This window comes from Streptomyces sp. NPDC020898, from assembly GCF_044333925.1.
Taxonomy (GTDB): Bacteria; Actinomycetota; Actinomycetes; order Streptomycetales; family Streptomycetaceae; genus Streptomyces.
The window spans coordinates 889,175-905,324 of sequence record NZ_JBIRRV010000001.1 but is presented as its reverse complement, the minus strand read 5'-3'; the positions used below and the strand labels follow the sequence as shown (position 1 = coordinate 905,324).

General features: G+C 71.3%; 13 protein-coding genes. 11 read left to right on the top strand and 2 right to left on the bottom strand.

Annotated elements, in window-relative coordinates:
- Window positions 1-67: 67 nt before the first annotated feature.
- The 7 genes from ACH4TV_RS04005 (at window position 68) to ACH4TV_RS03975 (ending at window position 6,906) form a co-directional block, all read left to right on the top strand.
- A complete protein-coding gene (locus ACH4TV_RS04005; protein WP_398393943.1) occupies window positions 68-916 on the top strand; it encodes a sugar phosphate isomerase/epimerase family protein in 849 nt (282 codons plus the stop codon).
- 121 nt (window positions 917-1,037) lie between these two features.
- Window positions 1,038-1,703 (top strand): EboA domain-containing protein, encoded by a 666-nt coding sequence (locus tag ACH4TV_RS04000; RefSeq protein WP_398393941.1) that lies wholly within the window; start codon window positions 1,038-1,040, stop codon window positions 1,701-1,703.
- 2 nt (window positions 1,704-1,705) lie between these two features.
- Window positions 1,706-2,572, top strand: a complete 867-nt coding sequence (locus tag ACH4TV_RS03995; RefSeq protein WP_398393939.1) for a TatD family hydrolase — start codon at window positions 1,706-1,708, stop codon at window positions 2,570-2,572.
- A 7-nt stretch (window positions 2,573-2,579) separates the two neighbouring features.
- Complete coding sequence (gene eboE, locus ACH4TV_RS03990) at window positions 2,580-3,740, top strand: metabolite traffic protein EboE (RefSeq protein ID WP_398393937.1); 1,161 nt, start codon at window positions 2,580-2,582, stop codon at window positions 3,738-3,740.
- Window positions 3,741-3,759: 19 nt separating this feature from the next.
- Window positions 3,760-5,172 (top strand): alkaline phosphatase family protein, encoded by a 1,413-nt coding sequence (locus ACH4TV_RS03985; protein WP_398393935.1) that lies wholly within the window; start codon window positions 3,760-3,762, stop codon window positions 5,170-5,172.
- Window positions 5,165-6,391 (top strand): cytochrome P450, encoded by a 1,227-nt coding sequence (locus ACH4TV_RS03980; RefSeq protein ID WP_398393933.1) that lies wholly within the window; start codon window positions 5,165-5,167, stop codon window positions 6,389-6,391. Before ACH4TV_RS03985 ends, ACH4TV_RS03980 begins: the two co-directional genes overlap by 8 nt.
- A gap of 32 nt (window positions 6,392-6,423) precedes the next feature.
- Entirely contained in the window at window positions 6,424-6,906 is a 483-nt protein-coding gene (locus ACH4TV_RS03975; protein WP_398393931.1) for a GAF domain-containing protein, read from the top strand.
- 7 nt (window positions 6,907-6,913) lie between these two features.
- Here the strand turns inward: ACH4TV_RS03975 and ACH4TV_RS03970 are convergent, their stop codons facing one another.
- Together ACH4TV_RS03970 and ACH4TV_RS03965 are read right to left on the bottom strand one after the other, a co-directional pair.
- A complete protein-coding gene (locus ACH4TV_RS03970; RefSeq protein WP_398393929.1) occupies window positions 6,914-9,037 on the bottom strand; it encodes a molybdopterin oxidoreductase family protein in 2,124 nt (707 codons plus the stop codon).
- A 299-nt stretch (window positions 9,038-9,336) separates the two neighbouring features.
- Window positions 9,337-10,029: a vancomycin high temperature exclusion protein gene (locus tag ACH4TV_RS03965; protein WP_398393927.1), complete on the bottom strand. Its 693-nt coding sequence runs from the start codon at window positions 10,027-10,029 to the stop codon at window positions 9,337-9,339.
- A gap of 374 nt (window positions 10,030-10,403) precedes the next feature.
- Here ACH4TV_RS03965 and ACH4TV_RS03960 point away from each other — a divergent pair, with 374 nt between their 5' ends.
- The 4 genes from ACH4TV_RS03960 to dnaG all read left to right on the top strand — a co-directional run bounded on the left by ACH4TV_RS03960 (window position 10,404) and on the right by dnaG (window position 16,103).
- Window positions 10,404-11,216 carry a sirohydrochlorin chelatase gene (locus ACH4TV_RS03960; protein ID WP_398395342.1) on the top strand — a complete coding sequence of 271 codons (813 nt, stop codon included), beginning with the start codon at window positions 10,404-10,406 and terminating at the stop codon, window positions 11,214-11,216.
- A 135-nt stretch (window positions 11,217-11,351) separates the two neighbouring features.
- Window positions 11,352-12,656: a deoxyguanosinetriphosphate triphosphohydrolase gene (locus ACH4TV_RS03955; protein ID WP_398393925.1), complete on the top strand. Its 1,305-nt coding sequence runs from the start codon at window positions 11,352-11,354 to the stop codon at window positions 12,654-12,656.
- A 215-nt stretch (window positions 12,657-12,871) separates the two neighbouring features.
- Window positions 12,872-14,137 (top strand): NAD(P)/FAD-dependent oxidoreductase, encoded by a 1,266-nt coding sequence (locus ACH4TV_RS03950; RefSeq protein ID WP_398393923.1) that lies wholly within the window; start codon window positions 12,872-12,874, stop codon window positions 14,135-14,137.
- Window positions 14,138-14,195: 58 nt separating this feature from the next.
- Complete coding sequence (dnaG, locus tag ACH4TV_RS03945) at window positions 14,196-16,103, top strand: DNA primase (protein WP_398393921.1); 1,908 nt, start codon at window positions 14,196-14,198, stop codon at window positions 16,101-16,103.
- The last annotated feature ends 47 nt before the right edge of the window (window positions 16,104-16,150 follow it).

Below are 16,150 nucleotides of genomic sequence, written 5' to 3'. Positions count from 1 at the left end.
GCCTGGCCCACCTGAGACAGCTGAGCCGAGCGAGCCGTACGACCTGGGGCGAGGTGAAGGAGGGACCATGGGCCTGAGATTCGGCTACGGCACCAACGGGTTCACCCATCACCGCCTCTCCGACGTGCTCGGCATCCTCGCCGACCTGGGCTACGACGGCGTCGCCCTCACCCTCGACCACAACCACCTCGACCCGTACGCCGACGACCTGGACCGCCAAGTCGCCCGCGTACGCGAGCAGTTGGCGCGGCTCGGGCTGACCGTCACGGTCGAGACCGGGGCGCCCTACTTCCTCGACCCCTGGGGCAAGCACCAGCCGACCCTGATGTCGGGCGAACCGGAGCGCCGCGTCGACCTGCTGCGGCGTGCCGTGCGCGTCGCGGCCGAACTCGGCTCGCCCAGCGTCCAGTTGTGCAGCGGACCGACCCCGGACGACGTACCGGAACCGGAGGCCTGGCGGCGGCTGGCCGCAGGCGTCGGGGCGGCGCTGGAGACGGCGGAGGCGTACGGGGTCGCGCTGGCCTTCGAACCCGAGCCGCACATGTTCGTCGACACGGTCGCGAAGTGTCTGCGGCTGCGTGAACTGCTCGGCGGACACGAGCTGTTCGGCGTCACTCTGGACATTGGACACGCCCACTGTGTGGAGGAGCCGTCACTTCTCGACTGCGTCGCGCTGGCCGCGCCGCATCTGCTGAACGTCCAGATCGAGGACATGGTCCGCGGTGTCCACCGGCATCTGGAGTTCGGCGCGGGCGAGATCGACTTCCCGCCGGTACTGGCCGCGCTGACCGACCTCGGACACCGTGGCCTGGTGTCCGTCGAGATCCAGGGCGGCGCGCTGGACGCGCCCGACATCGCCCGCAGCTCCCTGGAGTTCCTGCGCCGGGCCGAGGCACGGAGCCTGCTCCCCTCCTGAGCAGCCGGACCACTCCAGCCCTTTCGGTATCTGCCTACGGGCATTTGGCGATCACCTTCTGCCATTCGCCTGCCCCTTCCTGCCCCCTTTCTTTCTCCAACTCCCTTTCTGGAACCGCACCATGCCGCTTTCCGACCCGACCCTCCCTCCCCCCGCTCCCCTCCTTCCCCTCCTTCCGCTCGCTCCCGAAGCCCGCGTCTGGCTCGACACCGCCCTGACCAGGATCGGTGCCGACCCCAGCAGCATCCGCACGCTCTTCCCCGCCGTCCGCCGCCACTGCGGACGCGCCCCGCTGCCCGACGGGCGGACCGTCGACGAAGCCGCCCGCGCCCTGCTCCTGGCCGCGCTGCCGCTGCGCGACCAGGCCCTCGTGGACGAGGTGACAGCCCTGCACCGCTATGGCGACCCCGCCGAACAACGGGCCGTCCTCAGGGCGTTGCCACAGGTCGACGCGGACGGAACCGGCCGGTTCCTGGACCTCGTACGGCAGACCCTGCGCGGCAACGACAACACGCTGATCGAGGCCGCACTCGGCCCCTACGCGGCAGCCCACCTCCCGGCGGACGAGTACCGCCAGGCCGTCCTGAAGTGTGTCTTCTGCGAGATCCCACTCGCCCGAGTCGCCGGACTGGACGACCGGGCCGACGCCGAACTCGCCCGCATGCTCAGCGATTTCGCACGCGAGCGGACGGCGGCGGGACGTCCCGTACCCGAAGACATCGCCCCTCTCCTGCACGTCGTACACGCACGCGCCTTCACGACCCCCACCCCCGACGAAACCGTGTGACCATGCGCATCTTCGACCCCCATATCCACATGAGCTCCCGCACCACCGACGACTACGAGGCCATGTACGCGGCCGGGGTCCGGGCCGTCGTCGAGCCCGCCTTCTGGCTCGGCCAGCCCCGCACCTCGCCCGAATCCTTCTACGACTACTTCGACTCGCTGCTCGGCTGGGAGCCGTACCGGGCGGCCCAGTTCGGCATCCAGCACTTCTGCACGATCGCCCTCAACCCGAAGGAGGCGAACGACCCGCGCTGCCTCCCCGTCCTCGACGAACTGCCCCGCTACCTCGCCAAGGACCGGGTCGTCGCCGTCGGTGAGATCGGCTACGACTCGATGACCAAGGAGGAGGACGAGGTCCTCGCCCGCCAGCTCCAACTCGCCGTCGAGCACGGTCTGCCCGCCCTCGTCCACACCCCGCACCGCGACAAGGCGGCCGGGACCCGCCGCACCCTGGACGTCGTACGGGAGTCGGGCATCGCCCCCGAACTCGTCGTCCTGGACCACTTGAACGAGCTGACGGTCGGCATGGTCCTCGACAGCGGCTGCTGGGCCGGCTTCTCCGTCTACCCGAAGACGAAGATGAGCGAGGACCGCATGGTCCGCATCCTCCAGGAGCACGGACTGGACCGCGTCCTCATCAACTCGGCGGCGGACTGGGGCAGTTCGGACCCCCTTAAGACCCGCAAGACCGGTGACGCGATGCTCGCCGACGGCTTCACGGACGACGACGTCGACCGCGTCCTGTGGCGCAACCCCGTCGCGTTCTACGGCCAGAGCGGACGCCTCGACCTGGACGACACGGACGGTGAGCCGAAGTCGGACGACACGTCGTCGTTCGCGGGCAACTCCATCCGGCGCGGGGGAGAGTGACCCGCCCGTGCGCTTCCGCCACCCCGACGGCACGCCCGTCCACCTCGCGTACTGCAGCAACGTCCACCAGGCCGAGGACCTCGCCGGGGTCGTCGCCCAGCTCGCCACGTACGCCGAACCCGTACGGGAACGGCTCGGCGTCGGCCGGCTCGGCATCGGCCTCTGGCTGGCCCGTACCGCCGTCACCGAACTCGCCGCTGACGAGCGAGCGTTGACGACCCTCAAGGCCGAACTGGCGGCGCGCGGCCTGGAGACCGTCACCCTCAACGCCTTCCCGTACGAGGGGTTCCACCGCGAGGTCGTCAAGAAGGACGTCTACCTCCCCGACTGGGCCGACCCGGCCCGCCTCGACTACACCCTCGACTGCGCCCGCGTCCTCGCCGCCCTCCTCCCCGACGACACCCGACGAGGCAGCGTCTCCACCCTCCCGCTCGGCTGGCGCACCCCGTGGGAGAGCGAGCGCGCGGACAGGGCCCGCCGCGCACTGGATCAACTGGCGGTGAGGCTGAGGGAGTTGGAGTCGGAGACCGGCCGCCGTATCCGCGTCGGCTTCGAACCGGAACCGGGGTGCGTCGTGGAGAACACCACGCAGGCCGTACGGGAGTTCGCCGACGTGGATCGCGACTATCTCGGTGTCTGCCTGGACGCCTGCCATCTCGCCGTCCAGTTCGAGGAACCCGGGGAAGCCCTCGGCCGCCTCGCCGACGCCGGGCTGCCCGTCGTCAAGCTCCAGGCGTCCTGCGCGGTCGAGGCCCCCGACCCGGCCGACCCGCGCGCCCGCGCCGCCCTGCGTGAACTGGCCGAACGACGGTTCCTGCACCAGACCCGAACGGTCGCCGACGGCACAGTCGTCGGCGTCGACGACCTCCCGGACGCCCTCGACACCGACGCGCTGCCGGAGGGCACCGCCCCCTGGCGCACCCACTTCCACGCCCCGCTGCACGCCTCGCCCGAACCGCCGCTGCGCACGACCACTGGCGCGCTCACCGGCGTACTCGCCGGACTCCTCGGCGGACCGACGGCGATCTGCGACCACATCGAGGTCGAGACCTACACCTGGTCCGTGCTGCCCCGCCCGCCCGCCGACCTCGCCGCCGGTATCGCCGCCGAACTCGCCTGGGCCCGCGACCGGTTGACCGACCTCGGCCTCAAAGAGGACCACTCATGACTGCCACAGGGAACCACTCATGACCGAAATCCCGAACGCCAACCGACTCGTCGTCCTCGACATCGTCGGCCTCACCCCCGCCCTCCTGCGCCACATGCCCGCCGTCGCCGCCCTCGGCGACCGCGGCTTCCAGGCCCGGCTCGGCACCACACTCCCCGCCGTCACCTGCACCGCCCAGTCCACCTTCCTCACCGGCGAACTCCCCTCCACCCACGGAGCGGTGGCCAACGGCTGGTACTTCCGCGACCTCGGGGAGGTACTCCTCTGGCGGCAGCACAACGCCCTCGTCGGCGGCGAGAAGATCTGGGACACGGCCCGGAAGCAGGCACCCGGCTACACGGTCGCCAACATCTGCTGGTGGTACGCCATGGGCGCCGACGTCGACTGGACGGTGACCCCGCGGCCCGTCTACTACTCCGACGGCCGCAAGGAACCCGACTGCTACACCTGGCCGCCCGCCCTGCACGACGAACTCACCGAACGCCTGGGCCCCTTCCCCCTGTTCACCTACTGGGGCCCGAACGCCGGCATGCCCTCCACCCAGTGGATCCTGGGCGCCGCCCGCCAGATCTTCGACGAGAAGAACCCCGACCTGACCCTCGTCTACATCCCGGAAATGGACTACGAACCCCAGCGCTCCGGCCCCCAGTCCGAGGCGTCCATTCGCGCGGCCCGCCAACTCGACGACGCCCTGCGCCCGTTGATCGACCACTTCCTCGCCGCCGGAGCCACGGTGGTCGCCCTCAGCGAGTACGGCATCACCCCGGTCTCCCGCCCCGTCGACCTCAACCGCGCCCTGCGCCGGGCCGGGTTGCTGGAGGTGTACACCCAGGACGGCATGGAGTACCTCGACACCTGGACCTCCCGCGCCTTCGCCGTCGCCGACCACCAGGTGGCGCACGTGTACGTACGGGACCCGGCCGACGTACGGGAGGTCGCGAAGATCCTCAACGAACTCGACGGCGTGGAGCAGGTGTTGGGCTCCGGCGGCAAGGCGGCCCAGGGTCTGGACCACGAGCGCTCGGGAGAGCTGGTCGTGGTCGCGGAGGCCGACGCCTGGTTCACGTACTACTACTGGCTGGACGACGACCGCGCCCCCGACTTCGCCCGCCAGGTCGAGATCCACCGCAAGCCCGGCTACGACCCCGCCGAACTGCTGTGGGACGACACCGTCCCCAACGTGAAACTGCGTGCGGCCGGTCAACTCGCCCGCAAGAAGCTGGGGTTCCGCTACCGCATGCAGACGGTCCCGCTCGACCCGGCGGGCGTCCGCGGCAGCCACGGCCGCCTCCCGGCCGACCCCGACCACGGCCCCGTACTCCTGTGCTCAGAACCGGAGCACAGCAGCGAGGCCATCGCCGCCACCGACGTCAAGAGCCTGCTGCTGAGGCTCGCCGGACTGCCCCCCACCGGAGACACCGACCATGCCTGACGCAACGACCATGCCGGAGCCGCCGACCATGCCGGAGAGCACCTTCCCGAGGCTGCCCATGCGGCGCACCGCCCTGCTCGACCCGCCCGCGGAGTACGCCCTGTTGCGCGAGCAGAGCGCGATCAGCCGGATCGCCCTCTGGGGCGGCAACACCCCCTGGCTGGTCACCCGGCACGAGGACGCCCGCGCCGTTCTGTCGGACGTCCGCTTCAGCTCGGAGAACCGCCGGGAGGGATTCCCCGGTCTCCAGCCGACGCCGCCGCCCCCCACCCCCGGCCAGCTCTTCGCCATGGACGCCCCCGACCACACCCGGCTGCGCCGGATGCTGATCCCCGACTTCACCTTCCGCCGCGCGGAGGAACTGCGCCCGTCGATCCAGCAGTTGACGGACCGTCTGATCGACGACCTCATGGCCAAGGGGAACGCCGCCGATCTGGTGGAGCACTTCACTCTCCCGCTGCCCCTGCTCGTCATCTGCGAACTCCTCGGAGTCCCATACGCAGACCGGGAGTTCATCCACCGGAACGCCGCTGCTTTCGCCACCGTGACGGACGGACCCGAGGCGATGCGGGCGGGCTGGGGCGCCCTGTTCGGCTACCTCATGGAGCTGCTCGCCGCCAAGACCGCCGACCCCGGCGACGACCTGCTGAGCAGGCTCGCGACCGAACGCGTCGCCACCGGCGAGGCAACCGCCGCCGAGGCGGCCGGACTTGCCGTGATGCTGCTCATCGCGGGCCACGAGACGACGGCCAGCATGCTGTCGCTCGGCGTGGTGACGCTGCTGTCCCACCCCACCCAACTGGCCTCCCTGCGCGCCGATCCGGAACTGGTGCCGGGAGCGGTCGAGGAACTTCTGCGCTATCTCACGGTCGTTCACATCGGGATACGGCGCATCGCCACACAGGACGTGGAGATCGGCGGCGTCACCGTACGGGCCGGGGAAGGCGTCGTCGTCTCGCTCCAGGCCGCCAACCGGGACCCGCGCGCCTTCGCCGACCCGGACACCTTCGACATCGCCCGGGACACCCAGCACCACCTGACGTTCAGCCACGGCCTGCACAACTGCCTCGGCCAGTCCCTCGCCCGCGCCGAACTCCAGATCGCCCTCCCCACCCTGTTCCGCCGCCTGCCGGACCTACGGCTGACGGCCCCGGCGGAGGTGTCCGCCCACGAGGGCCGCGCCGTTCACGGCGTCCGCACCCTGCCCGTCACCTGGTAACACCGTCCATCGGTAGCGAGGAGTACCCCCACATGACGAACACAGCTACTGCCGTCCCCCTCAATGAGACCGTCCTGAAGAACGCGCGCCCCCAAGTGGCCGTCTGGCTGGCCGAGTTCGTCGCACGCAACGGCGGCTTCGTCGGCTCTGTCCACCTGACCGAACCCGCCGGGACGGACGGCGAGATCGTGCTGGTCGCCGCCCACAACCTGCCGGCGTCCGTCCAGAACGGCACGGCCACCATCCCCTTCGGCAAGGGCATGGCCGGCACCGCCGCCGAGCGCCGGGCGCCCGTGGCCGTCTCCGACTTCCAGGCCGACACCACCGGCGTCGCCGTCGCCGGGGGCCGCGCCGCACAGTCGAGGGGCTCGCTCACGCTGCCCGTCCACGCCCCGGACGACGACACGAGACTCGTCGCCGTCGTCGGCCTCGGCTTCACGGAGCCCCGCGACTTCACCGAGGCCGAGCTGGCGGCGTACGGAGCGGACGCGGCGACTGTCCTGACGGTGGCCTAGGGCGACGTCAGCCCTGTACGGCAACCTCAAGCCGTACCGCGCACGCCTTGAACTCCGGCATCCGTGAGGTCGGGTCGAGGGCCGGGTTGGTCAGCGTGTTGGCCCGGCCCTCGCCCGGCCAGTGGAAGGGCATGAAGACGGTGTCGGGGCGGATCGAGGTGGTGATCCGCGCCGGCGCCACGGCCCGCCCGCGCCGCGACACGACGGTGATGGCGTCCCCCTCGCCGGCCCCCAGCCTGGCGGCCAGTCGCGGGTGCAGTTCGACGAACGGTCCGGGCGCGGCGGCGTTCAGCTCGTCGACGCGCCGCGTCTGGGCCCCGGACTGGTACTGGGACACGACCCGCCCGGTGGTCAGCAGCACCGGGTACTCGGCGTCCGGCTCCTCGGCGAGCGGCCGGTACACCACGGGGACGAACCGGGCCCGCCCGTCGTCGGTCGCGAACCGGTCGAGGAAGAGGCGGGGCGTGCCGGGATGCACTGCCTGCGGCCGGGCGTCCTGAAGCTGGTCGTCCTGCGGCTGATCGTCCTCGGCCGGGCACGGCCAGAAGACGCCGTTCTCCTCGATGAGCCGCTGGTAGGTGATCCCCGAGTAGTCGGCGATCCCGCCCGCGCTGGCCCGCCGCAGCTCCTCGAAGACCTCCTCGGGGTCGACCGGGAACCCCTTCTCCACCCCTGCACGCGCCGCGAGTTGGTGCAGGATGTACAGGTCGCTGCGGACCCCGTCCGGGGGAGTGATGGCCTGCCGGCGCAGGAGCACCCGCCCCTCCAGATTGGTGGTCGTGCCGCTCTCCTCGGCCCACTGGGTGACCGGCAGGACGACATCGGCGAGCGCGGCGGTCTCGGACAGCACGACATCCGCGACGGCGAGGAAGTCCAGTGACTTCAGGCGCTGTTCGATGTGCGCGGCCCGGGGTGCGGACACCACCGGGTTGGAGCCCATCAGCAGCAGGGAGTGGATGTCGGTGCCGAGCGCGTCGAGGAGTTCGTACGCGCTCAGCCCGGGCCCGGGCAACGAGTCCGGGTCGACGCCCCACACACCGGCCACATGGCGCCGCGCCTCCGGGTCGGTCAGCTTGCGGTAGCCGGGCAACTGGTCGGCCTTCTGCCCGTGTTCACGCCCGCCCTGCCCGTTCCCCTGCCCGGTCAGGCACCCGTATCCGGAGTTCGGACGCCCCGCACGTCCCGTCGCCAGGCACAGGTTGATCCACGCGCCCACCGTGTCGGTCCCCTTGGACTGCTGCTCGGGCCCGCGCGCGGTGAGCACCATGGCGGCGGACGGTTCGCAGAACATCCTGACGGCGTCCCGGAGTTGGGGCACAGGCACACCGGTGATCCGCTCGACGTACTCCGGCCAGTGGGCCATCGCCGCCGCCCGGGTCTCCTCCCAGCCGCTCGTCCGCTCCTGGATGTACGCCTCGTCCGTGCGCCCCTCGGCCACGATCAGGTGCAACAGGCCCAGGGCGAGGGCGAGATCGGTGCCGGGGCGCGGCGCGATATGGAGATCGGCCTGCTCGGCGGTACGGGTCCGGCGGGGATCGATGACGATCAACGTCCCGCCGTTCTCCTTGAGTTCGGTGAGATAGCGGAGCGCGGGCGGCATGGTCTCGACGAGGTTGGAGCCGACGAGGATGACGCACCCCGTCTTCGGGATGTCCTCCATGGGGAACGGCAGCCCCCGGTCGAGCCCGAACGCCTTGTTCCCGGCCGCCGCGGCGGACGACATGCAGAAACGCCCGTTGTAGTCGATCTGGGAGGTCCGGAGCACGATGCGCGCGAACTTGCCGAGCGCGTACGCCTTCTCGTTGGTCAGCCCGCCCCCGCCGAAGACACCGCACGCGTCCGGGCCATGCTCCGTACGCGTGCGGGTCAGTCCCTCGGCGACGCGGTCCAGCGCCTCCTCCCAGGAGGCGGGCACGAGCTCCCCGTCGCGCCGGACGAGCGGCTCGGTCAGCCGCACCGACGGCGACAGCAGCGCGGGTGCCGTACGCCCCTTGCCGCACAGCGCGCCCCGGTTCACCGGAAAGTCGACGCGCTCGGAGACCGCGACGCCCCCGCCTGCGACCGGCGTGAGGTTCATGCCGCACTGCAGGGCGCAGTACGGGCAGTGCGTGGGCGTCACGGTGGTCTCCATACAGCCCAGCGTGCGTCGACCGTGTTACACCCCGGAACGCACCCCGTTACGCCCCAGGCACGGGCGCCTCCCGGGGGCGGACAGCGGACGGTGAGGTTCTTCGCCCCCGCCGCCCCTACCCGTCCCATCCCTGGGGGCTGCCGCCCCCAGACCCCTGCTACGGCCCTGAACGGGCCTTGTCCTCAATCGCCGGACGGGCTGGTTGTTCAGCCTCTCCGGCGTTTGAGGAGCGGGGGTTCGGGGGCAGCGCCCCCGAGGATGGGACGGGTAGGGGCGGCGGGGGCGAAAATCCCCCGCGTTCACCCACGCAACGCCCGCTCCACCCCCACCTCCACCGGCCCCAGGAACCGCGGATCCGGCTTGAACACGGCATCCACCGCCGCCTTGCCCGCCGCGAAGATCTCCCGCGCCCCGCCGTAGTACCACGTCACGTCATGCCGAGCCTCGACCCCGACCCCGTACGACTCCACCCCCGCCGCCTCGCACAACGCGACCGCCCGGCGAATATGGAACCCCTGACTGATCAGCACGGCCCGGTCGACCCCGAAGATCTTCTTCGCGCGGACACAGGAGTCCCACGTGTCGAACCCGGCGTAGTCGCTCACGATCCGCCCGTCCGGCACCCCGTGCCGCGTCAGATACGCCCGCATCGCATCCGGCTCGTCGTACTCCTCCCGGCTGTTGTCCCCGGTGACGAGCACCACCTTGACCCGCCCCGCCCGGTACAGCTCCGCCGCCGCGTCCAGCCGGTTCGCGAGGTACGGAGACGGCTCCCCGCCCCACAGCCCGGCACCGAAGACGACGGCGACATCGGTACGCGGCGCGTCCGAGACATCGCGCAGCCGATCGCCCGCGGCGACGAACATCCACGTGGCCGGCAGCAACGCCAGCACGCAGAGCAGCATCACGACCTGCACGGCCCGCCGCTGCCCCACCCGGGTACGCGGCAGACGTACGGACACACGCAAGCTCCGAGCCTTCGGACGACGCATCGGACAGTCCCTCCCCAGGCGCCCCGACGGACGGCCTTCGATCATGAAAGACGCGCCCGGCCCCGCCCCGGTTCGCCGCCCCCGGCGTGACCAGCTTCACTCCGTAACGGATAACCGCAGGTCACGCCACCTCACACACCCCTGGCACCCCACCGTGAACCCCCGGAAAAGACCCGTCATTCCTGCGCAACGGCGTGGCAACCTCGTACCGTCACGATCGGTACATGACGGCGACGAACCCTCTTCGCGACGAGTTCACGCAGCCCACGCAGCCCACGCAGCCCACGCAGCCCACGCAGTGCTCGCAGCCCCCGCTCCGCCCCGTCGGCCCCCGGCCGTCCGGAGGCGCCCACCTCGACAGTACGGCGCAAATCATGGACCGGATCACCAGCCAGCTCGGCAGCCAGCTCAGCCTCGTCTCGCTCGACGGCAGCCGTCGCCCCGCCCCGCCCGCACTCGTCCTCGTGGCCCACGGCAGCCGCGACCCGCGCGCACTGAGCACCGTCAGCGCGCTCGCCGAACGCGTCCGCGAACAGCGCCCCGACCTGCCCGTGCGCCTGGGTCACATCGAGCTGAACCAGCCGCTGCTCCCGGACACGCTCGCGGCCCTCGGTACCGCCGAGGCCGTCCTCGTACCGCTGCTGCTCAGCCGCGGCTACCACGTCAAGCAGGACATCCCGGAGATGGCCGCGGCCGCACCGGCACGCACGCGCGTGGCCGCCCCGCTCGGCCCGCACCCCCTGCTCGTGGAGACCCTGTACGCCCGCCTCGTCGAGGCCGGCTGGCGCACCCGGATGACCGACGCGCAGCGCCGGTCCAGCGCAGTCGTGCTCGCCGCCGCCGGTTCCCGCGACCCCGACTCGGCCGTCGACACCCGCCGCACCGCCCAGTTCCTCGCCGAACGCCTGGGCGTACCCGTCGTCCCCGCGTACGCCACCACCGCCGCACCGACCGTCCCCGCCGCCATCCGCGCCCTGGCCGCCAAGGGCCGCCACCGCATCGCCGTCGCCTCGTACTTCACCGCCCCCGGCCGCTTCGCCACGGAGTCCGCCGAGGCCGCCCCCTGGATAGCCGCGGCCCCCCTGGGCGCCCACCCGGCGATGGCCCGCCTGATCCTGCACAGGTACGACCAGACGATCGCGGCCCCCGAAACATCGGCAACCCGAGAACTGGCGCCGGCGTTGTAGTTGACAGGGGCGCGGGGAACTGCGCGACAAGCCACAACGGGCGGGCACCCGCAACACAACCCAACAAACACCCGGCAGACGCGCAGGCGAGACACACACCCCCAAATTGTCAGTACCTGCGCTTACTGTCGAACCATGGAAGGCACAAGCACAGACACCACCACCCCCACCGGCTACGCCCCACCCGCACTCGCCCGCTGGGCCACGGAACCCGACAAACGCCCAGGCCGCACCGCCTTCCAACGCGACCGCGCCCGCGTACTGCACTCCTCCGCCCTGCGAAGGCTCGCCGGCAAAACCCAAGTGGTAACGCCCGGCACCCGCAGCCAGATCTGGGACGCCAGCCCCCGCACCCGCCTCACGCACTCCCTGGAATGCGCCCAGGTCGGCCGAGAACTCGGCGCCGCCCTCGGCTGCGATCCCGACCTCGTCGAGGCGGCCTGCCTCTCGCACGACCTGGGCCACCCGCCCTTCGGGCACAACGGCGAACAGGCACTCAACGAGTTCGCGGCGGACTGCGGCGGTTTCGAGGGCAACGCCCAGTCCCTCAGGCTCCTCACCCGCATCGAACCGAAGCGCTTCATCAAGCCTCCGGAGTCGGAGGACTTCGTCAGCGTCGGCCTCAACCTCACCCGGGCCACCCTCGACGCCGCCACCAAGTACCCCTGGCCGCGCGGCGCGCACCCCACCGACCCGGCCTCCCCGAAGTTCGGCGTCTACGACGACGACCGGCCGGTCTTCGACTGGGTCCGCCAGGGCGCCCCCGGTACCCGGGCGACCTTCGAGGCCCAGGTCATGGACTGGTCGGACGACGTGGCGTACTCGGTGCACGACGTCGAGGACGGCCTGCACGCCGGCCACATCGACCCCAAAGCCCTGCACGCGGAGCCCGAGCGCCAGGAGATCTTCCGCGTCGCGACCGGGCGGTACGTGGCCGCGGACACCGATCCCGCCGAACTCGCCGAGGCCCTCGACCGCCTCCTCGCCCAGGAGTGGTGGCCGCACGGCTACGACGGCACGGCGGTCGCCCAGGCCCGGCTGAAGGACGCCACCAGCCAGCTCATCGGCCATTTCTGCCTGGCCGCCGAGGGCGCCACGCGCGCGGCGTACGGCACCGGCAGGCTCACCCGGTACGTGGCCGAACTGGTCGTCCCGCGCGCCGCCCGCCTGGAGTGCGCGGTCCTCAAGGCCGTCGCCGACCGGTACGTCATGCAGCGCGCCGAACAGGAGCGGCTCCGCGCGGACCAGCGCATCGTCGTCGCCGAACTCGCCGAGGCACTCACCGCCCGCGCCCCGGACGGTCTGGACCCCCAGTTCCGCGCGCTGTTCGACGAGGCAGCCGACGACCGTGCGCGCAAGCGGGTGATCGTCGACCAGATCGCGTCCCTCACCGACGCCTCGGCGCGTTCGCTGCACGCGAGCCTGAAGAGCCGCATATGACACAGAGCCGCATATGACACAGATGTGACCCTGCGTGGCCTGATCGGGCCACACCCCCTTCCCCGATCACACTCCGTGCGGGAGGCTCCCCATGTGACGGCACCCACGGGGCATCCGTACACAAGGAACGAGCAACAGCAGGCACGCGCAGCACCCGAAGCACACGCAACACAAGGCACGCGCAGCACGCGGCACCCCTTACGAGGAGGCATGAAGTGGTCGACGCGGATCAGACATTCGTCATCGTCGGAGGCGGACTGGCCGGCGCCAAGGCGGCCGAGACGCTCCGGACGGAGGGCTTCACCGGCCGCGTGATACTGATCTGCGACGAACGCGACCACCCGTACGAGCGGCCCCCGCTCTCCAAGGGTTACCTCCTCGGCAAGGAGGAGCGCGACAGCGTCTTCGTCCACGAACCCGCGTGGTACGCCCGCAACGACATCGAACTCCACCTCGGCCAGACCGTCGACGCCATCGACCGTACGGCGAAGACGGTCCGTTTCGGCGACGACGGCACCCTTGTCCACTACGACAAACTGCTGATCGCCACCGGCGCCGAGCCGCGCCGCCTCGACATCCCGGGGACCGGCCTGGCGGGCGTCCACCACCTGCGCCGCCTGGCCCACGCGGAGCGTCTCAAGGGCGTGCTGGCCGCCCTGGGCCGCGACAACGGCCACATCGTGATCGCCGGCGCCGGCTGGATCGGCCTGGAGGTCGCGGCGGCGGCACGTGAGTACGGCGCCGAGGTGACCGTCGTGGAGCCCGAATCGACCCCGCTGCACTCGGTCCTGGGCCCCGAACTGGGCAACCTCTTCGCCGAGTTGCACCGCGAGCACGGCGTCCGCTTCCACTTCGGCGCCCGGCTGACGGAGATCACCGGCCAGGACGGCATGGTCCTCGCGGCCCGCACCGACGACGGCGAGGAACACCCCGCCCACGACGTCCTGGCGGCCGTCGGCGCCGCCCCGCGCACGGCGCTCGCGGAGGCGGCCGGGCTGACCCTCGCCGACCGCGCGCACGGCGGCGGCATCGCGGTCGACGAACGCCTGCGCACCTCCGACCCGGACATCTACGCGGCCGGCGACGTGGCCGCCTTCCACCACGCCCTGTTCGACACCAGGCTGCGCGTCGAACACTGGGCCAACGCCCTCAACGGCGGCCCGGCGGCGGCCCGCGCGATGCTGGGCCGTGAATTGACGTACGACCGCGTGCCCTATTTCTTCTCGGACCAGTACGACATGGGCATGGAGTACTCCGGCTGGGCGCCCCCGGGCTCGTACGACCAGGTGGTGATCCGGGGAGACGCGGGCAAGCGCGAGTTCATCGCCTTCTGGGTGAAGGAGAACCGGGTCCTGGCCGGGATGAACGTGAACGTGTGGGACGTCACAGAACCCATCCAGCAGCTCATCCGCTCCCGGGCCCAGGTGGACACGGAGGCACTGGCGGACCCGCACGTACCGCTGGACAGCCTCGTCCCCTAGCCGCCACGACCGTCCTGTGGCTGTCAGGAGTGTCAGTCCGCCCCCGTAGAATCACTGCGTGGCCGGAAGGATCAACGACGAGGACGTGAAGGCGGTTCGGGACGCGGTCCCGATCGACGCCGTCGTGTCCGAGTACCTCCAGCTGCGCAACGCGGGCGGCGGCAACCTCAAGGGCCTCTGCCCCTTCCACGACGAGAAGTCGCCGTCCTTCCAGGTCAGCCCGAGCAAGGGACTCTTCCACTGCTTCGGCTGCCAGGAGGGCGGCGACACCATCGCCTTCGTGATGAAGGTCGACCACCTCTCCTTCTCCGAGGTCGTCGAGCGTCTGGCCGCCCAGGCCGGCATCACCCTGCGGTACGAGGAGGGCGGCTACAACCCCTCCCACCAGCGCGGCGAGCGCATCCGCCTGGTCGAGGCCCACAAGATCGCCGCGCAGTGGTACGTGGAGCAGCTGGCCACCAGCTCCGAGGCGGACGCGGGCCGCAAGTTCCTCGCGGAGCGCGGCTTCGACCAGTCGGCCGCCGAACACTTCTCCGTCGGCTACAGCCCCCAGGGCTGGGACCACCTCACCCGCTACCTCCGCGGCAAGGGCTTCTCGGACAAGGAACTCCTCCTGTCCGGCCTCGCCCAGGAAGGCCGCCGCGGCCCCATCGACCGCTTCCGGGGCCGCCTGATGTGGCCGATCCGCGACATCGGCGGCGAAGTCGTCGGCTTCGGCGCGCGGAAGCTGTACGAGGAGGACAACGGCCCCAAGTACCTGAACACCCCTGACACGGCGATCTACCGCAAATCCCAGGTCCTGTACGGCATCGACCTCGCGAAGAAGGACATCGCGAAGTCGAGCCGCGCGGTCGTCGTCGAGGGCTACACGGACGTGATGGCCTGCCACCTGGCCGGTGTGACGACGGCGATCGCGACCTGCGGCACGGCCTTCGGCACCGACCACATCAAGATCCTCCGCCGCCTCCTCATGGACAACGGCTCGGCCCGCGTGATCTTCACCTTCGACGGCGACGCGGCCGGCCAGAAGGCGGCCCTGCGCGCCTTCGAGGACGACCAGAAGTTCGCCGCCGAGACGTACATCGCGATCGCGCCCGACGGCATGGACCCCTGCGACCTGCGCCTCGCGAAGGGCGACCAGGCGGTCGCCGAACTCGCCGAACCCCGCACCCCCCTCTTCGAGTTCGCCCTCCGTCAGATCGCCGCCCGCTACGACCTCGAGACCCCGGGGGGCCGCGCGGCGGCGCTGGACGAGGCCGCCCCGATCGTGGCCCGCATCAAGAACAGCGGTGCGCAGCACGAGGTGGCCGTACAGCTCGCCGGCCTGCTCGGCATCCTGGACACCCAGTTCGTGGTCAAGAGGGTGGCCCAGCTGGCCCGTTGGGCCCGGGACCGGGGCGGCAAGGGCCCGGCGCCCACCGGACAGCAGAGCCGGCCCCCGTACGAGCAGAACGCGCGAGCGGGCGGCCCCTCAGGCCCCGCCCTGAACCTGCGCAACCCGGTCTACGCCACCGAGCGTGAACTCCTCAAACTCGCCCTCCAGCGCCCCGACCTGGTCTCCCCAGCCTTCGACGCGTACGGCGTGGACGAGTTCACGGCGGCCCCCTATGCGGCCGTACGCGAGGTGATCATGGAGGCGGGCGGCGCGGAGTTCGGCGCCCAGGAACCCCAGGAGTATCTGGTCCGGGTCCGTGAGACGGCCCCGGACGACGTGGTCCGCGCGATGGTGACGGAGCTCGCCGTCGAGGCGATCATGCGCAAAACGGTCGACGAGGTGTACGCCGGCGATGTGCTGGTCACCGTCCGCCGAAGAGCGGTGGAACGCCGGATCCGCGAGGTTCAGATCACCCACACCCGTCTGAGCACCCACGGAGACCCGGCTCAACTGGCCGCCGCGCTGAACGAGTTGTGGGTACTCCAGCAGTACGACCAGGCCCTCCAGGACCAGGGCCCGTCGGCGCTCTGAGGACCGCCCACTTCCCGGCACCCGGGCCGATTCGGCGGCGTACGACG

What these genes read in the sequence shown, in the direction of transcription:
- ACH4TV_RS03970 (WP_398393929.1), bottom strand. Translation starts at nt 9,037, where the DNA reads ATGGAGACCACCGTGACGCCCACGCACTGCCCGTACTGCGCCCTGCAG.
- ACH4TV_RS03985 (WP_398393935.1), top strand. Translation starts at nt 3,760, where the DNA reads ATGACCGAAATCCCGAACGCCAACCGACTCGTCGTCCTCGACATCGTC.
- ACH4TV_RS03995 (WP_398393939.1), top strand. Translation starts at nt 1,706, where the DNA reads ATGCGCATCTTCGACCCCCATATCCACATGAGCTCCCGCACCACCGAC.
- ACH4TV_RS04000 (WP_398393941.1), top strand. Translation starts at nt 1,038, where the DNA reads ATGCCGCTTTCCGACCCGACCCTCCCTCCCCCCGCTCCCCTCCTTCCC.
- ACH4TV_RS03965 (WP_398393927.1), bottom strand. Translation starts at nt 10,029, where the DNA reads ATGCGTCGTCCGAAGGCTCGGAGCTTGCGTGTGTCCGTACGTCTGCCG.
- ACH4TV_RS03960 (WP_398395342.1), top strand. Translation starts at nt 10,404, where the DNA reads ATGGACCGGATCACCAGCCAGCTCGGCAGCCAGCTCAGCCTCGTCTCG.
- ACH4TV_RS03975 (WP_398393931.1), top strand. Translation starts at nt 6,424, where the DNA reads ATGACGAACACAGCTACTGCCGTCCCCCTCAATGAGACCGTCCTGAAG.
- ACH4TV_RS03955 (WP_398393925.1), top strand. Translation starts at nt 11,352, where the DNA reads ATGGAAGGCACAAGCACAGACACCACCACCCCCACCGGCTACGCCCCA.
- ACH4TV_RS04005 (WP_398393943.1), top strand. Translation starts at nt 68, where the DNA reads ATGGGCCTGAGATTCGGCTACGGCACCAACGGGTTCACCCATCACCGC.
- ACH4TV_RS03980 (WP_398393933.1), top strand. Translation starts at nt 5,165, where the DNA reads ATGCCTGACGCAACGACCATGCCGGAGCCGCCGACCATGCCGGAGAGC.